At 68.6% G+C, this 19,785-nt stretch carries 14 protein-coding genes and 1 pseudogene; 4 read left to right on the top strand and 11 right to left on the bottom strand.

Annotated features, from left to right (window positions below):
• The 7 genes and pseudogenes from selB to apbC all read right to left on the bottom strand — a co-directional run.
• On the bottom strand, positions 1-1,869 hold the full coding sequence (gene selB, locus QM732_RS04185) for a selenocysteine-specific translation elongation factor (protein WP_415654935.1): 1,869 nt from the start codon (positions 1,867-1,869) through the stop codon (positions 1-3).
• 10 nt (positions 1,870-1,879) lie between these two features.
• Positions 1,880-3,304 (bottom strand): L-seryl-tRNA(Sec) selenium transferase, encoded by a 1,425-nt coding sequence (gene selA / locus QM732_RS04180; RefSeq protein ID WP_415654934.1) that lies wholly within the window; start codon positions 3,302-3,304, stop codon positions 1,880-1,882.
• The gene (fdhE, locus tag QM732_RS04175) at positions 3,304-4,299 is read right to left on the bottom strand and encodes a formate dehydrogenase accessory protein FdhE (RefSeq protein WP_415654933.1); all 996 of its coding nucleotides are present in this window, start codon (positions 4,297-4,299) and stop codon (positions 3,304-3,306) included. The genes selA and fdhE overlap by 1 nt, the downstream gene beginning before the upstream one ends.
• A 10-nt stretch (positions 4,300-4,309) precedes the next feature.
• Positions 4,310-4,933, bottom strand: coding sequence for a formate dehydrogenase subunit gamma (locus QM732_RS04170; RefSeq protein WP_415654932.1), 624 nt, complete (start codon positions 4,931-4,933; stop codon positions 4,310-4,312).
• A gap of 12 nt (positions 4,934-4,945) precedes the next feature.
• Complete coding sequence (gene fdxH, locus QM732_RS04165) at positions 4,946-5,860, bottom strand: formate dehydrogenase subunit beta (protein ID WP_415654931.1); 915 nt, start codon at positions 5,858-5,860, stop codon at positions 4,946-4,948.
• A gap of 11 nt (positions 5,861-5,871) precedes the next feature.
• Positions 5,872-8,943, bottom strand: a complete 3,072-nt coding sequence (gene fdnG, locus QM732_RS04160) for a formate dehydrogenase-N subunit alpha (RefSeq protein ID WP_415654930.1) — start codon at positions 8,941-8,943, stop codon at positions 5,872-5,874.
• 254 nt (positions 8,944-9,197) lie between these two features.
• Positions 9,198-10,211, bottom strand: a pseudogene (apbC, locus tag QM732_RS04155) (iron-sulfur cluster carrier protein ApbC); the annotation flags it as partial.
• Positions 10,212-10,394: 183 nt separating this feature from the next.
• Here apbC and QM732_RS04150 point away from each other — a divergent pair.
• The gene (locus tag QM732_RS04150) at positions 10,395-12,656 is read left to right on the top strand and encodes a TonB-dependent receptor plug domain-containing protein (RefSeq protein ID WP_415654929.1); all 2,262 of its coding nucleotides are present in this window, start codon (positions 10,395-10,397) and stop codon (positions 12,654-12,656) included.
• 49 nt (positions 12,657-12,705) lie between these two features.
• Here the strand turns inward: QM732_RS04150 and QM732_RS04145 are convergent, their stop codons facing one another.
• Together QM732_RS04145 and QM732_RS04140 are read right to left on the bottom strand one after the other, a co-directional pair.
• Positions 12,706-14,628 carry an EAL domain-containing protein gene (locus tag QM732_RS04145; RefSeq protein WP_415654928.1) on the bottom strand — a complete coding sequence of 641 codons (1,923 nt, stop codon included), beginning with the start codon at positions 14,626-14,628 and terminating at the stop codon, positions 12,706-12,708.
• A 13-nt stretch (positions 14,629-14,641) separates the two neighbouring features.
• Positions 14,642-15,253, bottom strand: a complete 612-nt coding sequence (locus tag QM732_RS04140) for a transglutaminase-like cysteine peptidase (protein WP_415654927.1) — start codon at positions 15,251-15,253, stop codon at positions 14,642-14,644.
• Between the two features lie 128 nt (positions 15,254-15,381).
• Here QM732_RS04140 and QM732_RS04135 point away from each other — a divergent pair, with 128 nt between their 5' ends.
• The 3 genes from QM732_RS04135 to QM732_RS04125 all read left to right on the top strand — a co-directional run bounded on the left by QM732_RS04135 (position 15,382) and on the right by QM732_RS04125 (position 18,195).
• On the top strand, positions 15,382-16,272 hold the full coding sequence (locus QM732_RS04135) for an HDOD domain-containing protein (protein ID WP_415654926.1): 891 nt from the start codon (positions 15,382-15,384) through the stop codon (positions 16,270-16,272).
• A 5-nt stretch (positions 16,273-16,277) separates the two neighbouring features.
• Positions 16,278-16,844, top strand: a complete 567-nt coding sequence (locus QM732_RS04130) for a hypothetical protein (RefSeq protein WP_415654925.1) — start codon at positions 16,278-16,280, stop codon at positions 16,842-16,844.
• 70 nt (positions 16,845-16,914) lie between these two features.
• Complete coding sequence (locus QM732_RS04125) at positions 16,915-18,195, top strand: S1C family serine protease (RefSeq protein WP_415654924.1); 1,281 nt, start codon at positions 16,915-16,917, stop codon at positions 18,193-18,195.
• Positions 18,196-18,271: 76 nt separating this feature from the next.
• Here QM732_RS04125 and QM732_RS04120 read toward each other — a convergent pair whose 3' ends face one another.
• Positions 18,272-18,484 (bottom strand): hypothetical protein, encoded by a 213-nt coding sequence (locus QM732_RS04120; RefSeq protein WP_415654923.1) that lies wholly within the window; start codon positions 18,482-18,484, stop codon positions 18,272-18,274.
• 75 nt (positions 18,485-18,559) lie between these two features.
• Positions 18,560-19,663, bottom strand: a complete 1,104-nt coding sequence (locus QM732_RS04115; protein ID WP_415654922.1) for a hypothetical protein — start codon at positions 19,661-19,663, stop codon at positions 18,560-18,562.
• Between the last annotated feature and the right edge of the window lie 122 nt (positions 19,664-19,785).

Raw genomic sequence — 19,785 nt, 5'->3', positions numbered from 1 at the left:
TCAATTCGTCGCCTCCGAGAAAAGCGTGCTGTCCGCACGCAGCCGGTGCTCGTCGCCCACGCGGCGCAGGAGCCCGACGCGGTCGAAGTGTTCCAGATGCTGGATGGCCCGCTTGCGGCCCAGTCCTGTGGCGTCACGAAAAGCCGCAGCAGTGACCTTGCCGTACGTATCGCCCAGCGCCCGCGCAACGGCGGCGAGTCTGGCCATCGTCGCGGTGTCGCAGTAGAGGTCTTTCACCACCTGGTGCAGTTCACCCTGCTGGGCGAGGCGGGCCAGCGTCGCGCGCATCAGCGGCTCGGCTTCGGCACAGTCCTTGGCGAGGTCGCGCGCCCAGGCGCCTTCGGCCCCGGCGGCGCCCAGGCGCGGCGCCACCTTCTGCGCGATGCGCTGCTCGGCGGCGGAGAGCTGAACACCATGCTCCGGCAGGTGTACGAAGGCGCCGCGCACGGCGATGCGGCCTGCCGCGCGCTGCTCGGCCAGCAACTGGCGCCACAGCGGCTCGGCGATGCGCGGCGCGACGAGGCGGCGCAGCCGTGCGGCATCAGGGCCGAGCTCGTCGGGTGACCCGGCATGGAAATCGGCCAGCGCGGCGAGCAGCTTCACCGTCAGCGCGGCGCAGGCCTCGTCACCCAGGGCCCAGCCATCCAGCGGCTCGGCCATCCCTTCAGCCTGCGCAAAGCGGGTCAGGTCCAGGCCCAGCGACGACAACGCCAGCAGCCGCTCGCGGCGCCGGGCCGGCGTGGGCAGCTCGCAGGCGGCCAGCTCCGCCAGGCGTTCGGGCGTGCGGCGGTAGCGAGTGGGAGCGAATGGGTCCAGCACGACGCCGCCGGCCAGCGTGCGAGTCGCGCCAGCATCGCGCAGCACCAGGCGGTCGCCACGCCACGCACCGACCGGCGCGTGGCAGACAAGCTGCACGCGGGCCGAGGCGCCAGGCTCGATCGCGTCGCCCGCGTCCAGCACGGCGACGCTGGCCGTCACGGATTGGGCACCCAGGTGCAGGTGTACGCGCGCACCGGAGCGCAGAGGCCTGACCTCGCCGGGCCACAGCGTAAGCCGCGCATCGAAACGGTCGGTGGCGAGCGCCGCTGCGGGCGCGGTCAGCCACTGGCCGCGCGGCGCCTGCTCCCTGGTCAGGCCGGCCAGCGCGACGGCGCAGCGCTGGCCGGCCTGGGCGCGCTCGACAGCACGGTTTTGCGCATGCAGGCTTCGCACGCGGGCACGCTGCCCCTGGATGAAGAGTTCATCACCCACCGCGATCTCGCCGGCGTGCAGCGTGCCGGTAACGACGGTGCCGACGCCCTCGAGACTGAACGCGCGGTCCACGGCGAGGCGAGCGGCCAGGTGGCGAGTCGCACGCGGGCGCGTGTCGCGAGCGGCCTCGAACAGCAGCTCGCGCAGTGCCGGCACGCCCTGCCCGGTCTGCGCGGAGACGGCAAGGACGGGCGCGCCCTTCAGGCCGGTGCCGGCCAACAGCGCCCGCACCTCGCCTTGCAGCGACTCGACGCGGCCGGGCTCGGCGCGGTCGATCTTGGTGACGGCGACCACGCAGCGTGTCAGGCCCAGCAGGCTGAGCACGGCCAGGTGTTCGCGGGTCTGCGGCATCACGCCGTCGTCAGCGGCGACCAGCAGCAGCGCGAGGTCGATTCCACTGGCGCCGGCCAGCATGGTGTGCACCAGCTTCTCGTGGCCCGGCACGTCGATGAAGCCAATGCGTTCATCAAGGCCCGGCACGTCGAGGTAGGCATAGCCCAGCTCAATGCTGATGCCGCGCGCCTTCTCCTCGGGCAGCCGGTCGGTGTCCACACCGGTCAGCGCGCGCACCAGCGTGGTCTTGCCATGGTCGATGTGACCGGCGGTGCCCACGATCATGGCAATCCCTTCACGCCAGAGACTCCTTGAGCGCGGCCAGCTGAGAAGTAAGCAGCGCAGGCTCCTCCAGGCCCCTCAGGTCCAGCAGCAGGCGGTCATCGTTGATACGGCCGATGACGGGCCGCGGCAGGCCGCGCAGCGCTGTGGCCAGGGCATCAAGACTGCGACCCCGGCCGTCAGCGGCGGCGATGGCAAGGCCCGCGGACGGCAGCCGTTCGACGGGCAGCGAGCCGGAGCCGATCTGGCTTTGCAGCGCGACCGCCTCGACGGTGAAGCGCGGCGCGACGGCGGCGGCCACGTCGGGCAGCAGGCGCTGCGCAAGCCCGGCGATCTGGTCCAGGGGGCGCGTCAACAGGCGCAGTGTCGGCAGGTCCTGCACCAGCCGCTCCGGACGCAAGTACAGGCGCAGCGTGGCCTCCAGCGCCGCGAACGGCAGCTTGGACAGGCGCAGCGCCCTCTTCATCGGGAACTTTCGGATCCTTCCGACGGCTGCCTTGCTGCCCACGATGAGGCCGGCCTGCGGCCCTCCCAGCAACTTGTCGCCGCTGAAGGTGACGACATCGCAACCGGCCGCGAGCATGGCCTGCGGCAGGGGCTCGGCCGGCAGACCCCACCGGGAAAGGTCGACCAGCGCACCGCTACCCAGGTCGGTCATCAGCGGCAGGCCGGCCCGATGCGCTATGGGGGCGAGCGTGGCTTCGTCGACCGCGGCCGTGAAGCCCTGCACCTGATAGTTGCTGGTGTGGACCTTGACGATGAGCGCCGTGCGCGGCGTGATGGCGTTCTCGTAGTCGCGCGGGTGGGTGCGGTTGGTCGTGCCCACCTCCACCAGCGTGGCGCCTGCCGTGCTCATCACGTCGGGCATGCGAAAGGCGCCGCCGATCTCCACCAGCTCGCCGCGCGACACGATGGCCTCCCGGCCACCCGCAAGCGCCGCGATGCCCAGCAGCACGGCGGCGGCGTTGTTGTTGACGACCGTGGCGGCCTCGGCGCCGGTCAGCTCGCAGAGCAGGCCTTCGATGAGGTCGTCGCGGTCGCCGCGCGCACCGGCCTGGAGGTCGAACTCAAGGTTGTTGGGCGAGCCCATCAGCGCCATCACCTGCTGCAGCGCGGCGTCGGCCAGCAGCGAGCGGCCGAGATTGGTGTGAATGACGGTGCCGGTGAGATTGAGTACCGCGCGCAAGTTGGGCTGCATGCGCGCCTGCACGCGCTCGACGAGCATCTGCGCCAGCATGTCCAACTCGGCCTGCGCCAGCGTGCCGGCGACGGCGCGCTGGCGCAGGCTGTCGAGCAGCGCCCTCGCCTCGTTGGCGACCAGCGTGTGGCCGTGCTCGGCCACCAGCGGGGCGCAGTCGCGCAGCAGTTTGTCCAGGGCCGGCAGGTCTTGGGGCCTCGCCTTGGAACCGTGGACCACGGATTCGTCGGGCGCGTTCATCAGTGTTCCCGTCCGGGTGGTGGCGCTTCGTCGGGCTCGCCGAACAGCAGCAGCAGGTTGACGCCCTGGCGCTGCAGGCCGGCCTCGCTGACAAGCAGGTCCAGCGTCAGCGTGGCGAGGTCGTCGGCCAGCGGCTCCAGGCCGTTGTCGCGCGCCGGGTGCATCAGCTTCAGGTAGTGGCCGCATTCGCTGCAGCACTCGGCCTGCACGACGGCGTCGGCCGTGGTCGAGTTGGTCTCGTCGGTGCCGACCAGGCTTTGCAGCGAGATGCCCTTGGTACTCTGGCAATGCGCGCACTTGATGCGCACATAGTGCCACTGCGTGGCACACAGGCCGCAGGCGAGGTAACGCGCGCCGTCGCTGCCCAGGCGTTCCAGCGATGCCACCGGGCGCGAACCGCAGCAGGGGCACAGCGTGGGGTCGTCAGTGCGGCCGAAGGCCGCGATCGGCCCGGGGGCATGGGCCGCTGTCTGCCGCACAAGCCTCACCCAGTGCAGCTGCAGGCCGGCAGCGATCAACGGCGCGGCCGCCAGGTCCAGGCCCAGCATGACTCCGCCCAGCAAGCGGCCAGCCTGCGTTTCCAGGTACTCGTCGCTGGCGGCAGCGAGTTGCAGTACCGCGGCCTTGGGCTGTCCGTCAGCAAGGTGGCGGGCCACGTCGTTCAGCAGCGCACGCAGCGACTCAAGCCACACGGGCTCGCGGCGCCAGGCCTCGGCCGGAAGCAGCGGCTGGCCGTTGCGCGCGGCGGCGTCGATCTGTCCGGGCGTGGGCAGCGGCACGGCAACCTGGGCGGACAGCGCACGGTGCTGGGCGTCGGCCAGTTCGGCGACGAAGCGCAGGAAGTCGCCCATCGCATGGCCGGCGGCCAGCTCGCGCAGCCGCAGCGCGCGCTCGGCGAACACACCGGCTTCGGGCAGGTGCAGGAAGCTGAGCTGCTCACCCGCGCGAACAGCGATCTCTTCCGGACTGAGGATCTTCTGGGTTCCAACGGTCATGCAGCGGAGGTTACTGCTTGCCGGTCATCTCGCGATGCCAAAGCGGGTGGTTCTGGCGCGCCCAGCCTTCGGTGACCGTGCCGCGCGTCATGGCGCGCAGCGTGCCCTTGACCCAGATCGCCGCGTAGACATGCACGATGACGGTCAGGATCAGCACCGTGGCCGACAGCGCGTGCAGCACGACGGCGATGCGCCGGGCGAGGATGGGGAAACTGTTGGCGAACCAGGGCTGCCAGAACATGAAGCCGGTGACCACCAGCACCAGCAGGCTGACGGCCATCAGCCAGAACACGCCCTTCTGGCCCGCGTTGTAGCGACCGGCGGGCGGCATGTGGCTCTTGTCCCCGCGCAGCATCTGGCCGCTGTGCTTCACCCACCCCTTGTCGACCTCGGTCATCACGTTGTGCCGCCACAGCCGCACAAACATGACGAGGAAGCACAGCGCCATGGCCAGGCCCATGAACGGATGCAGGATGCGCGCCCAGGTGCCACCGCCGAACAGCGCGGTAAGGAAGTAGAAGGCCGGGTGGAAAAAGGCGAGGCCGGACAGGCCGGCGCAAAGAAAGAGCAGCACGATCAACCAGTGGTTGGTGCGCTCGCCAGCGTTGTAGCGCTGAATGAAGCGTGTACCCATGGTGCGCTCCTGTCAGGCGGTGGGGTGGTTCGCATCGTCGCGGGCGACGTTGCGGTCGGCTTCGGGATCGTCGGGGTCCTCGATAGGCCCGACACGCGTGTAGTGGAAGAAGCCGACGATGGCCGCGCCGATCATGGCCGCGACGGCCAGCGGCTTGGCCGCGCCCTTCCACAGCGACACCAGCGGACTGATCTTGGGGTCCTTGGGCAGGCCGTGGTAGAGCTCGGGCTTGTCGGCATGCTGCAGCACGTAGACGACGTGGGTGCCGCCCACGCCCGGCGGGTCATAGACACCCGCGTTGGCATAGCCGCGCTCCTTCAGGTCCACGATGCGCTCCGCGCCGAACTGCAGCATGTCCTCCTTGGTGCCGAAGCGGATGGCACCGGTAGGGCAGGCCTTGGCGCAGGCCGGCTCCAGGCCCACGCCGACGCGGTCGGAGCACAGGCTGCACTTGTAGGCCTTGCTGTCCACCTTGCTGATGCGCGGCACGTCGAAGGGACAGCCGGTCACGCAGTTGCCGCATCCCACGCAGTGCTCGGAGATGAAGTCCACGATGCCGTTGGTGTACTTCACGATGGCGCCGGGGGCCGGGCAGCTCTTCAGGCAGCCCGGATCCTCGCAGTGCATGCAGCCGTCCTTGCGGATCAGCCACTCGAGCCGGTCCTTCTCGACCTCCACCTCCGAGTAGCGCATGACCGTCCAGCTCTGGGCCGTGAGGTCGCGCGGGTTGTCGTAGGTGCCGTGGTTGTCTCCGACGTCGTCGCGCAGGTCGTTCCACTGCATGCACGCCACCTGGCAGGCCTTGCAGCCGATGCAGGACGACACATCGATGAGCTTGGCGACCTCGGGCACGTGGGTGCGTACCTGCGTGGACGGCGTGGTGGTGGCGGAGCGCTTGGCGATGTCCAGGGATTGGAGTGATGACATGGCGTGCGTCCTCAGGCTTTCTCAAGGTTCACGGTGAAGCTCTTGAACTCCGGCGTCTGCGTGTTGGCGTCACCCACGAAGGGGGTCAGCGTGTTCACGAGATAGCCGGGCTTGGCCACTCCGACGAAGCCCCAGTGGTTGGGCAGGCCCACTGTGTGCACGCGCTTGCCGTCCACGTCCAGCGACGGGATGCGCTTGGTGACGACCGCCACGGCCTTGATGAAGCCGCGGTTGCTGCTCACCTTGACCCAGTCACCGTTGGCCACGCCCTTCTCCTTGGCCAGCTCCTCGCCGATCTCGACGAACTGCTGCGGCTGGATGACGGCCGAGGTCAGCACGTTCTTGGTCCAGTAGTGGAAGTGCTCGGTCAGCCGGTAGCTGGTCGCCACGTACGGGAAGTCCTTGGGCGTGCCGAAGGCCTCCATGTCGCCCTTGAAGACTCGCGCAGCCGGGTTGGACTTGGCCTTGGCGTTCTCCGGATGCATGGGATTGGTCGTCAGCGGCGTCTCGAAGGGCTCATAGTGCTCGGGCAGCGGGCCGTCCGCCATGCCGCTGGGCGCGAACAGCCGCGCCACGCCCTCGGCGGTCATGATGAAGGGGCGCACCGCATCGGCGTCCGTCGGGTTGGCGTCAGGCCGGATGTCCGGAACGTCGGAGCCCGCCCACTTGTCACCCGCCCAGGCAATCAGCCGGCGCTTGGGGTTCCAGGGCTTGCCGCTGGGGTCGCAGGACGCAGCGTTGTAAAGCACGCGCCGGTTGGCTGGCCAGGCCCATGCCCAGTTCAGCGTCTGGCCTATGCCCCAGGGGTCGGCGTTGTCGCGGCGGGCCATCTGGTTGCCGGCCTGGGTCCAGGCGCCGGTGTAGATCCAGCAGCCGGCGGCCGTGGAACCGTCGTCGCGCAGCAGGCCGAAGCCGCTGAGCTGCTCGCCGGCCTTGGCGAGCAGCTTGGTTGGATCCTTGGGGTCCGGCAGATCGGCCAGGGCCTTGCCGTTGTACTCCTTGGCCAATTCCTCCGGCGACGGGTCGGTGGGCTTGAGATAGGGCCAGCTCAGGTTGAGGATGGGGTCGGGGAAGGTCCCGCCGTCCTTCACGTAGGCCGCCTTCAGGCGCGTGAACAGCTCGGCGATGATCGCCTGGTCACCCTTGGCCTCGCCCGGGGGCTCGGCGCCCTTCCAGTGCCACTGCAGCCAGCGACCGGAGTTGGTCAGCGCACCATCCTCTTCCGCGAAACAGGTACTCGGGAAGCGGAACACCGTCGTCTGGATCTCGGCCGACTTGACGTCGTTGTGCTCGCCGTAGTTCTTCCAGAACTCGGCCGTCTCGGTGTTGAGCGGGTCGATGATGGCGAGGTACTTGAGCTTGGACAGCCCCGCGACGATCTTCTTCTTGTTCGGGAAGGAGCCGACCGGGTTGAAGCCCTGGCAGATGTAGCCGTTGAGCTTGCCCTGGTTCATCATCTCGAACGCCCGCAGCACGTCGTAGCCGGTGTCCCACTTGGGCAGCCAGTGGTAGCCCCAGCTGTTTTCCGCAGTGGCCGCCTTGCCGAAGGTCGACTTCATGTAGCTGACGAAGAACTTCGGATAGTTCTGCCAGTAGCTCATCTGGTTGGGACGCAGCGGCTTGGTGGCACGGGTCTTGTAGTAGGTCTCCAGGTCCTGTTCGGCGTCCTTGGGCAGGCTCAGGTAACCGGGCAGCGACGTGGACAGCAGGCCCAGGTCCGTCAGTCCCTGGATGTTGCTGTGGCCGCGCAGCGCATTCATGCCGCCGCCGGGCACGCCGATGTTGCCCAGCAGCAGCTGCATGAGGGCGCCGGTACGGATGATCTGCGAGCCCATGCTGTGCTGAGTCCAACCCAGCGCATACATGATGGTCATGGTGCGGTCGGGCGTGGAGGTGCTCGCGATGTGCTCGCAGACCTTCAGGAACTTGTCCTTGGGCGTGCCGGTGATCTTGCTGACCTGCTCGGGCGTATAGCGCGCGTAATGCTGCTTCATCACGTTGAGCACGCAGCGCGGATGCTCCATGGTCATGTCGACCTTGGCAAAGCCCTTGTCGTCGAGCTCGTAGCCCCAGGAGGCGGGGTTGTAGGCGCGCTTGGCCTCGTCGTAGCCGCTGAAGATGCCGGCTTCGAACTTGTAGGCCTCACCCACGATGAAGGTCGCGTTGGTGTAGTTCCGGACGTATTCAGTCTGGATCTTGTTGTTGCTCAACAGGTAGTTGATGACTCCGCCCAGGAAGGCGATGTCGGAGCCCGCACGGATGGGCGCGTAATAGTCGCTCATGGCGGCCGAGCGCGTGAAGCGCGGGTCCACGACGATGAGCTTGGCCTTGTTGTGGTGCTTGGCTTCGATGACCCACTTGAAACCGCAGGGGTGGGCCTCGGCGGCATTGCCGCCCATGATGAGCACGAGGTCTGCGTTCTTGATGTCCACCCAGTGGTTGGTCATCGCGCCGCGGCCGAACGTCGGGGCCAGACTGGCCACCGTCGGGCCGTGTCAAACACGTGCCTGGTTGTCGAAGACGAGCATGCCCAGGCTGCGCATCACCTTGTGCGTGATGTAGCCTGTTTCATTGGACGAGGCCGAGGCGGCCAGGATGCCGGTGCTGGTCCAGCGATTCACCGTCTGCCCCGCGGCATTGGTCGTCTGGAAGTTGGCGTCGCGGTCGGCCTTCATCAGCTTGACGAGCCGGTCCAACGCCTCGTCCCAGCTGACGCGCTTCCACTCCGTGGTGCCGGGCTCGCGGACCTCCGGGAACTTCAGCCGGTTCGGGCTGTGCACGAAATCCAGCAGGCCAGCGCCCTTGGGGCACAGCGTGCCGCGGTTGACCGGATGGTCGGGGTCGCCCTCGATGTGGATGATGGACGAGGTGACGTTCTTCGCCTTGTCGCCCAGGCTGTACATGATGATGCCGCAGCCCACCGAGCAGTAGGGGCAGGTGTTGCGGGTCTCGGTTGCCCGGGAGAGCTTGAAGTTGCGCGTCTCGGCCAGGGCCGCCGTCGGCGAGAACCCCAAGGCCACAAGGCTGGACGCCGCCAACCCCGCGCCGCTCACCCGGAAGAACTGCCTCCGGTTCATGTCCATTCGATTTGCCTCCAGGGAGTTTCCGCCAGCACTTCGCCGCGGACATCGTGATGAAACAGGCCGAACCTCGGCACCTCGCGATTTCTTCATAAAGCACCGCCCTTGTCCAGGGCGGGCATTCCAGGGGGAGCAGATCGGTCGGGTATCCCGCAACCGACTTGCGCCCCGGCGCGTCAGGTGGACTTGGAGATCGAAATGCTGGGGAACTTGGACGAGTAGTCCTTGCCCTGGGCGGCGATCTTGGCGGAGACCTTGCGCGCCAGGGCCTTGTAGAGTGCCGCCACCTCGCCGTCGGGCTCGGCCGCGACGGTGGGCGTGCCGGAATCCGCCTGGGCCCGGATGCTCATGGCCAGCGGCAGCGAGGCCAGCAGTTCACTGCCGTACTGGGCCGCCATCTTCGCGCCGCCCTCGGCGCCGAAGATGTGCTCCGCATGGCCGCAGTTGGAGCAGATGTGCACCGCCATGTTCTCGACGATGCCGAGGATGGGTACGCCCACCTTCTCGAACATCTTCAGGCCCTTCTTGGCGTCGATGAGGGCGATGTCCTGCGGCGTCGTCACGATGACGGCGCCCGTCACGGGCACGCGCTGAGACAGTGTGAGCTGGATGTCACCGGTGCCCGGCGGCATGTCGACGATGAGGTAGTCCAGTTCCTGCCAGCGGGTCTGGCGCAGCAATTGCTCCAGCGCCTGCGTGGCCATGGGGCCGCGCCAGATCATGGCCTGGTCGTCGTCGACGAGAAAGCCGATGGAATTGACCTGCAGCCCGTGCGCGACGTGGGGCTCCATGTTCTGGCCGTCCAGTGTCTCGGGCCGGCCACTGGCTCCCAGCATCAGAGGCTGGCTGGGACCGTAGACGTCGGCATCCAGCACGCCCACGCGGGCGCCTTCTGCGGCCAGTGCCAGCGCCAGATTGGCGGCCGTCGTGCTCTTGCCCACGCCGCCCTTGCCGGAAGCCACGGCGATGATGTTCTTGACGCCCGGCAGCAACTGCACGCCGCGCTGCACCGCATGCGCAACGACGCGGGTCGCGATGCCGATGCTGACGTTGCCCACACCGGGCAGGCTCTTGGCCGCGGCGACCAGGGCCGCGCGCAAGGCAGCATGTTGGCTGGCGGCCGGATAGCCCAGCTCGACGTCGACAGCCACGTCGGCACCTTCGACCTTGACCGACTTGATCGCGCGGGCCTCGCCCAGCGTGCGGCCGTTGCCGGGGTCCACAACGGCTTGCAGCAGGGGTTGCAGCTGGACTTCGGAGATCGCGGTCATGGCAGGAAACTGTTCACGGGAAAGAGGGAAGGCAGTCTAGCCCGCGGCCGCTCGAGGGCCGGCCGGCGGGTTTTCTGGCGAAACCCTCAAGCTGGTGAGCGATTGGCCGAGGCACACGTAAAGAAAGCTTGCGTTAACGATGCCGCCACAAGCTGGCGCGCCCCCGATGGCAAGCTCGCGGCCATGCAACTCAACCGTGTTTCCGCTGCCGCCTTGCTGGCGGCAGGCGGCGCCCTTTGCGCTGCCGCCCAGGCTCAGACCCGCCCCGCCGCGCCCGATGCGCCGGCCTCTGCACCGGAACGCCCGGCACCCAGGCCGGCCGACGCCAAGGCCGAGCAGCTCAAGCGCGTCGAGGTCAGCGGCAACGCCAGCGATGAATCCATCCGCCGCGCCTCCACGGCGAGCAAGATCGTCATCACGCGCGAGGAAATCGAGAAGTTCGGCGACTCCACGCTGGGCGAGATGATCAAGCGCCTGCCGGGCGTGACCACAGGTGGACGCCCGGGCCGCGGCGGCGACATCCGCATGCGCGGCATGGGTGGCGGCTACACGCAGATCCTCGTCAACGGCGAGCGCATGCCGCCGGGCTTCTCGCTGGACCAGCTGCCGCCCGAGCAGGTCGAACGCATCGAAGTGCTGCGCGCGCCCACTGCGGAGTACGGCACCCGCGCCGTGGCCGGGACCATCAACGTGGTGCTGCGTGAAGCGCTGAAGAAACGGCTCAACGAGTTCCGCGCCGGTTTCGGCACCGAGCGCGGCAAGCTCAGCCCCGGCATCAGTTGGACGCGCAACGACAACTTCGGCGACGGACATGCCTACAACCTGACCGTCAACGCGATGCGCGGCGAGCGCATCGACAACCTGATCAACGACACGCTGACCCATACGGTCGCGAGCAACAGCGACAGCCTGCTGAGCTCGCGCGGGCGCAGCGAGGACGAGCGCAGCTCGCTGAACCTAACCGGCCGCGTGCAGTTCAAGCTCAACGCAACGGACAGCCTGGCCATCCAGCCCTTCATCGTGTCCACGCGCTCCAACAGCAACTCCCAGCTGCGCCAGACCACGACGCCCGCGCCCGACCCGCAACCCACCGGCTTCTACGACGCGGCCGACACCCAGGGTGACAACCGCTTCACGATGGCGCGCCTGAACGCGCAGTGGCAAAGCCGGCTGAGTCCCGACACCCGCATCGAGGCGCGCGGTGGCCTGGGCCGCGCGCGCGGCGAGAGCCACAGCGTGCGCCAGGAGAGCCTGGCCGGCGCTGCCTCGAGGCTGCAGGACGACAGCACCACCAGCCGCGACAGCAACTGGAGCGCGCTGGCCAAGCTGTCGCACAACCTCGGCGGCGACCACTCCCTGGTGAGCGGTTTCGAGGCCGAAGGCACCAACCGCCATCAGAACCGCATCACCCTCGTCAACGGCGCGCCGCAGGCCGGGCTTGACGACTTCGGCGACGACCTCGACGCCGCCTCCACCCGGATCGCCGCCTACGCCCAGGATGAGTGGAACGTCGGCAAGCAGTGGGACTTCTATGCCGGAGCGCGCTGGGAGGGCATCACCACCAAGTCCAGCGCGGCGACCTACGACGCCCGCAACAAGTCCAGCGTCTTCACACCGCTGGCACATGCCCGCTACAAGCTCGACGAGCGCGGCCGCGACATGATCCGAGCCAGCCTGACGCGCAGCTACCGCAGCCCGCAGTTGCAGGACCTCATCGCGCGGCCCACCATCAACAGCCAGGTGCCCCACCAGGCCAACACGCCCGACCGCGCCGGCAACCCCGATCTCAAGCCCGAGCTTGCCACCGGCTTCGAGGTGGGCTACGAGCACTACCTGAGCAAGGGTGGCCTGCTCAGCGCCAACTTCTTCGCCCGGCGCATCACCAACCTGATGCGCAACGTCACGGCGCTGGAGACCGTGACCTGGGCGGCGACGCAACGCTGGGTGTCGCGGCCACAGAACATCGGCAAGGCATCCACGGCCGGCATCGAGCTGGAGGCGCGCTTCCGGCTGGACGAGTACCTGGAGAATGCGCTGCCCATCAACGTGCGCAGCAACTTCAGCTTCTTCACGTCCAAGGTGGACGGCATCCCCGGGCCGAACAACCACATCGACGGACAGCCCAAGGGCACGGCCAACCTCGGTGCCGACTACCGGCTGCGCTCCGTGCCGCTGACGCTGGGCGCTTCGCTGAACTGGACACCGTCCACGACCACCCAGCAGACGCTGATCACCGAGACCACCGCCAATCGCAAGGCCGTCGTCGACGCCTTCGCGCTGTGGGCCATCAACACGGAGCAGTCACTGCGGGTCTCGGCATCCAACCTGTCGGCCATGGACTACTTCACCGGCAGTGTGATCAACACCGGCGAACAGCTGATCACGTCGCGCAGCGGCGGTCCCAGCTACACGCAGTGGCAGGTGCGCTGGGAGATGAAGATCTGACCCATCGGCCGCGTCCGGACCCGCGGGGCGACGCCGCGCGAAGGCCGCGTCAACCCTGCAGGCTCGCCGTCACCCACGGACCCGTCAGACCGTCCAGTTCGCAGTCCCACAGTGCCTGGGCATCCATCTCGTCGACGACGCCCTCGCCGTAGACCTTCAACGCCAGGCTGCGCAGCATGATGACCATGCCGCGCACGAAGGCCGCCCGGCCCGCCTCGCCGGCCACGCCCAACAGCACCGAGGCGTCGAGCTTCACGTAGTCCAGCCCCGCTTGGTAGAGCCGCTCGACCTGGGCCAGGCCGGCGCCCGCATGCTCCAGGCCCAGCTTGACGCCCAGCGGGCGCAGTTGCTGGCCCAGCTCCAGCAGGCGCTCGAAATGCTCCGTCGCTGCAACCTCGGTCAGGTCCAGCAGCAGCGACCGCGCTGCCTGCGGCCACAGGCCCAGCAGCTCGCGCAGTTGCGGCAGGAAGACCGCATCGGCCAGCGAGGCCGGCGCCACGTTGATGCAGCGCGCCTGTCCATCGCCCGTGATGGCCTTCAATGCCAGGTCAACGGCGAACAGGTCCACCTGCGCCGTCAGCCGCGCCCGCCCTGCGAGCGGCAGCCACGTGGCCGCCGGCACGAAGCCGGTGCCCAGGTCAAGTTGCAACGGGCATTCCAGGTGCAGCACGCGGCCGGCACGGTCGCGCACTGGAAACTCGGCCAGGCGGCCGCGCTGCTGGCCCACGGCCTGCTGCAGCTGTGCCCGCCACAGGCCCTCACCCTGCTCCCGGCCGAGGCCCGGATCCGCCACGATCTCGACGACGAAGCCGCCGCGCGCCTCGCTGAGGTGCTCGGCGCGCGCCAGCGCGGCGTCAGCCTCGCCCAGCCAGACGCCGCTTGGGCGCTCGCGCGGCAGCTCGATGGCGCCCAGCGCCACCTGCACGCCAGGGCCGAAGGCCGGCAAGCTGGCGCGCAGCGCGTCCGCCAGCGCATGGGCGGTCTCGGCCGCCACGCCCTCGGCGGGCAGCCACAACGCGAAGTCGCCGCCATTGAGGCGCCCGACGCGACAGCCGGCCACGGATTCGGGGTAGGCCTGCAGCGCCGTGACGATGGTCAGCAGCACGTCATCCACAGCGACGCGGCCCAGACGGGCGTTCAGGCCCGGCAGGTCGCGCAGCCGCACCAGCACAAGGCCGGCGACGGCCGGGCCGTCGTCGCGCTGCAGCGCGGCTTCCAGCTCGGCAAGGAAATGCCGGCGCGTGGACACTCCGGTCAGCGGATCATGGTGCACCTGTTCGCGCAGCACCAGCAGCTGTCCGGCCTGGGCCTCGAACATCTCCTTGACCCGCTGCACCATCGCGTTCATCGCACGCGTCAGGCGCTGCAGCTCCGGCACGCGCGGCTCGGTGACCTGCCCATAGCTACCCACCAGCACCCCCTCGGCCTGGGCCACGGCGGCATCCAGCGGTCGGCGGATGCGGCGCAGCCCCGCCCAGGCCACGACAGCCGCGGCGATGCCGACGATGAGCAGCCAGGCGAGCAACCGGCGCGAACTCAACCACAACGCATCATGGGCATAGCCGGACTGGCTCATCAGCTCCACGGAACCGATGGCATTCCAGCCGTTGGACACCTGGGCCACGCCAGGCTCCGCGGTGATGGGCAGCAGCACCCGGAACCAGCCCGGCGCCTGGCCACGGCGCGGCGCCTCGCTGCGCTCGAACAGCGTGGCGCCGTCGATGCCGCGCCAGCGCACGAACTCGTAGGCACCGGTGTCGAACTGGGCGGACACGAGCAGCTTGATCAGCTCTCCATCCCCCTTCTGCTGCGACAGCGCCAGCGCCAGCGCCTGGGCGTTATCGGCGTTCTTCAGCTCGAGCTGCGTACGCATCAACTGCTGCGTGGACAGCGTTGACAGGCCGACCGCACCCACCAACGCAGCCAGCACCACGCCCAGCACCAGCCAGGCGATCTGCCGCATCAACGACATGGCTCACTCCCCATTACAAGAATCCCTCTGCTCTGACCTTGGCAACCAGCTCGCGCCACAGCGACAGGCGCGCCAGCGGATCACCCGCCGTCACCTGGCCCGTGCCCTGCCACAGGCCTTCGGTGTTGAAACTGAATACCGGCGTCAGATCCGCTCGCTGCGATGCCGGCAACACCTCGGGCCGCAGGTTGTCCAGGATCAGCGGCTCGGCGCCTGGCTGGGCATAGTAGGCCAGCACCATATGGGCCAGCGACTGCCCGGCCAGCCGGGCCCGCACGTAGACCAGCCGCAGCCGGGCCGTCGGCACGCCGGCGGCCGTGAGGCTGAAGTACTTGGCGATCGCGTAGTCTTCGCAATCACCGGCACGCTTTTCCAGGCTTTCCAGCGGCGAGGCCCAGTAGTCCGGCACCCCCCAGGTGACGGCATCGTCCCTGAACGCGAGCCGGCGATTGAAGAAATCGTTGATGTCCCGCAGACGCTGCAGCTCGTCCTGCGTTGTGCTGTGCTCGATCTGCTGCACCAGGGCCTGGGCCTGCTCGACCACCCTGGGGCCGCGCAGGGTCGCCGCTTCCAGCACGCGCGCCGCGTCGTAGGCCGCCGCGGCCAGTACAGGCAGGACCGCCAACGCGGCCAGCCACCACCGACGCTGGCGGATGGCGAAAGCAACGCGAGGCGATGAAGTGGGCAAGATTGACGGCGGGCAACGATTGAATTCACTGTACCCGCACGGAGCCCACCTAAGATTTTGTGATCATGCAGAACACGGCCTCAACTCACGCATCCCGCGCTCAGCAGATCCGCGACGACCTTGACCAGTCGCGCCGCCGCGGCCCGTTGCAGCAGATCCAGATCCCGCCCTGCCCAGAACTGCTGGCCCAGCTGCAGCAGGCGATGAGCACGCCGGAGCCGGACCTCAACCTCGTCGCCCGCATCGCCTCCAGCGACGTGGCAATGGCCGCCACCCTGCTGCGCATCGCCAACGGACCGTTGTTCAAGCCCGTCGGCCTGCCGTGCACGACCGTGGGCCAGGCAATGAACCGCCTCGGCCTGCGCGAGAGCGTGTCGGTCATGAGCGGCTTCCTGCTGCAGCACGCCATTCCCGTCAATGCGCCGCAGCTGGCGCGCTTCTGGCAGCGCAGCACCAAGCGCGCCATCGCGATGGCCACCATCGCCCAGCAGCTGCCAGGCCTCTCGCCGGACCTCGCGCACAGCTTCGGCCTGTTCCTGCACGTGGGCATGCCGGTGCTGCTGCAGAGCGTTCGCGGCTATGCGTCGACGATGGTGGAGGCCGGCGCGCGCATCGACCGCCCGTACATCGCGACCGAGAATGCCAACCACAAGACCGACCACGCCGTCGTCGGCGCCCTCGTCGTGCGGGTATGGAACCTGCCGCAGCAGCTGATGGCGGCGATCCGCCTGCACCACGACTTCACCGCGCTGGGCCATGGCGACATCGAGCCCGAGATCCACACGCTGATCGCCGCCGGCCTCATCGCCGAGCACCTGATGCGCCGCCACGAAGGTCTCCCGGAGGATGCCGACTGGGCCGGCCACCACGCCGCAGCCATGGACTGGCTGCACATCGGCTGGGACGAGCTGGCGCAGTGGGAAGAGGCGGTCAACCTGCAGTTCGACGCCACCTGAGCCTGATGCGGCTGCCACGCCTGCGCGTCCTCATCCTCGTCGCCATGATCGTGGCGACGCTGGGCACGGTGGGCTGGTGGGTGTTCGGTCCGCCCGGCGTCGCCGTGGAGCTCACCCGGCGCAGCTGGCGCATGGAAATCGTCGTCGAACGGCTGCGCGCCGAGAACGGCTCGGACTGGTGCGACGAGCTGCCCGAGGGCGCCTTCGACATCAGCCGACGCGTGGCCGCCGATCCCACCGGCCGTCGCACCGAACCCGGCGAGCACTGCCGCTACACGGCGCTGGCCTGGCGCCGCAGCTGGATTGCCAAGACGGAGGGCGGTCCCGACACCCCGCCGGATTGGCCCCGTCCGCCGCTGCGCGTGGCCCCTCCGGGCCAGCCGGGCAGCGAACGCCTGGGCAAGCGCGAGGCCTACTACGAAATCGAGCTCAGCGATGGTGGCGACCACCTCTGGACGTGCCGCGTGGACCCACAGCGCTGGAAAGAGCTTCGCGTGGGCATGCGCTTTCGCATCCCCGTGGATCGCTTCAGCACCGCTAACTGCCCTGCGATGTACGAGTCGCGACTCTGACGGCCGCCGCTACCATCGCGGCCTCGGCGCGGGCATGGCAGCCCTCGACCGGAATCAGAGGAGGAATTCAATGACATCGCCGCTGCACGCCACTTGGCCCGTCGCCCTTGCTTTCGCGGCCGGCGCCACCGCCGCCGCCGACCTGCCACCACCTCCCAAAGTGGAAACCAGGCAAGCAATCAGCGCACAGGGTGTGGACCTGAAGGTCACGCTGTCGGTGGACAAGATCAAGGTGTCCATCCTGCAGGGCGATGACATCGGCGGCAACGCCTTCGGCTGGTTCTGCGCCAACCGCCAGCCACTTATCGCGAACGAGAACTTCCTCAAGGCAGCCGGCAATTACGTATCCATCACTGCGACACAGGAGCTCAAGCGCCTGGGCTACCCGCTGGCCGGCAAGGGCAAGGCGACGGCGTTCGACGTGGACGTCAGTGCCGCGCCGGACTTCCGCATCGGTGGCATCCTGACCGAGTTGAAACAGGAGATCTGTACCGAGCCCGGCAAGGCCGAAGGCTGGGCGCTCTACAAGATCGACTGGGCATTGTTCTCCGAGAAGAAGCAGAAGGTGGTCTACCACGCCACTGGCGAAGGCCTGAGCTTCAGCAAGGAGAAGATCCCCGATCTGCACAGGCGCGCCATCCTTGCATCGCTGGGCAACTTCCTGTCGGCGCCGCAGGTCCTGGAGGCGCTCAAGGCCAACGACGCCGAAACGGCGGCGACCGCTGCCGCCACGCCGGCTTCAAGTGCCGCGCCCGCCGCCGGTACCGTCACGCTCAAAGGGGCCGCCGTCGCGAGTGGCGGTGCGCCGAAGAACCAGGCCCAGCTGCGCAACGCCGTCGTCACGCTGGAGACCGCGTCCGGCTCAGGCAGCGCGTTCTTCATCGACAGGGACGGCCACCTGCTGACCAACGCCCACGTCGTGCGCGGCGCCAAGTACGCACGCATCAAGCTGCAAAACGGTGACAAGGCCGTGGCGGAGGTCGTCAAGGTCAACGAACAGGCCGACGTGGCACTGCTGAAGACGGCGCTGACCGATGGCGACGCGCTGGCGCTGCGCAGCGGCCCGACACTGGAGGTCGGCTCGGACGTCTACGCGATCGGCTCGCCGCTCGGCGTGTTGAACAACTCCATGACCCGCGGCGTGCTCAGCGCCGACCGCGTGCTGCGGGGCAAGCGTGTGCTGCAAAGCGATGCGGCGGTGACCTTCGGCAGCAGCGGCGGCCCGCTGCTTGACGCTGACGGCCGCGTCATCGCCATCACCCAGGGTGGCGTCGAGGCCGGCAAGGGCTTCAACTTCTTCATCCCCATCGACGTGGCCTTGACGGCCCTGGAAATCAGCGTTTCGCCCTGAGGCGCGCCTGAGTCCTGGCGCAAAAAAGGCCTCTGCCGTCACCGGCAGGGGCCTTGGTCCTTTGGCGTGGATCGCGTCAGCGGATCAGCTGCCAGAAGGCGACGATGACGTGCCCCCACAGTGTGATGTTGAATCCGAGCAGGGTGAACACACGCAGGAAGTTCCACAGTTTGCGCGCACGCTCCAGTGCCTCGTGGGCGCCAGTGAAGACATAGATGCCCATGTAAAGGGCCGATGGAAGCAGCGTGGCGGCCATGACCAGCGCCATGAACCAGTAGAAGAACGTCATGCCGGCATTGTGACGACAGCCGGCGCACCGCAGGCCCAGCGTTAGCCCGCAGACCCGCGCGGCCGGCCCGATGTATCAGGACGGAGCGGCAGCCTTCCAGCGCCTCAGCGCCTCGGACTCCTGCTCGGGCGTGAAGGCCAGGCGCGTGCGGCCTTCCTTGTCCTTGAGCTGCCCCTGATACCAGGCCAGCGTGTCGGCCGCCGTCTGCTCGATAGGCCGGAAGCGCAGGCCGGCCTGCACGGCACGCCGGTTCTGCCAGGTGTGGAAGCCCCGGGTGTCGCCCTGGTGGGGCACCCAGATCGGGAAGCTCAGCCCCTCCTGCCGGGCGACGAACTCGCCGGGAATCCAGGTGACGCTGCCCGCGGTTGACGTGGCCTTCTGGCAGGCCGCGATGACGCGTCCCCAAGTCATGGGTCGATCGGGGCCGAGGGCGTTGAACCGGCCCGTGGTGCCGGTCTCGACCAGCAGCACCAGCCACTCGGCAAGGTCGCGTACGTCGATGAGTTGCAACGGGTCTGTCGGCGCGCCGGGCACGGCCACTTCGCCCCCCTTGTCGAAGCGCGCAGGCCAGTAGGTGAAGCGGCCGCTGGGGTCGTCGGGGCCGACGATGAAGCCGGGGCGCACAACGGCCGTGCGACCTGGCAGCGCGGCCTCGGCGGCGGCTTCGCAGGCGGCCTTGAGCCCGCCATAGTTCTCGAAGCCCTTGCCCATGTCCTCGACCTTGGGGTCGGCCAGCACGGCCAGCGGCGCCTCCTCGTCGCCGTTGACGGGGCTGGGTTCGCGGTAGGCGCTGATGCTGGAGATGTAGAGGTAGTGCCTGACCCGCGGCGCCAGGAGCCGGGCCGACGCGCCAACCATGCGCGGATAGAAGCCCGAGTCGTCGATGACGGCATCCCACTCGCCGCTCTCGAGCGACTTGAGGCCCTCGCCCTTGAGCGGGTCGCGATCTCCCAGGCGCTTCTCGATATCGGGGAAGAGCCCGGGCCGTGTGCGGCCACGATTGAAGAGGGTCAGCATGTGGCCGCGCGAGCGGGCTGCCTCCACGATGGCCGGTCCGAGGAAGCCGGTGCCGCCGAGGATGAGGATGCGCTTGGGTGGGGCGGCCGACGCGAGGGCGGCGCCAGGAAGCAAGGTGGTGCTCATCTGCAGGACCTGTCGACGGGTGGGGCGGACCTTCATGCTGGGGTTCCTTTGGCCCCATTAGCGCGCCGGCCCGTCCGGCCTGCGACAAGTCACGGCGGGAAAACCCGGCGCATGACGAAAGTCTGCCCCTCCAGGGCCTGTGCCACCCACCCGCGGCG

Source organism: Roseateles sp., from assembly GCF_047654805.1.
In the GTDB taxonomy this organism is placed as follows: domain Bacteria; phylum Pseudomonadota; class Gammaproteobacteria; order Burkholderiales; family Burkholderiaceae_C; genus Pelomonas.
Note: the sequence above shows the minus strand (reverse complement) of the source record. Positions and strands in the feature narration are given on the sequence as shown.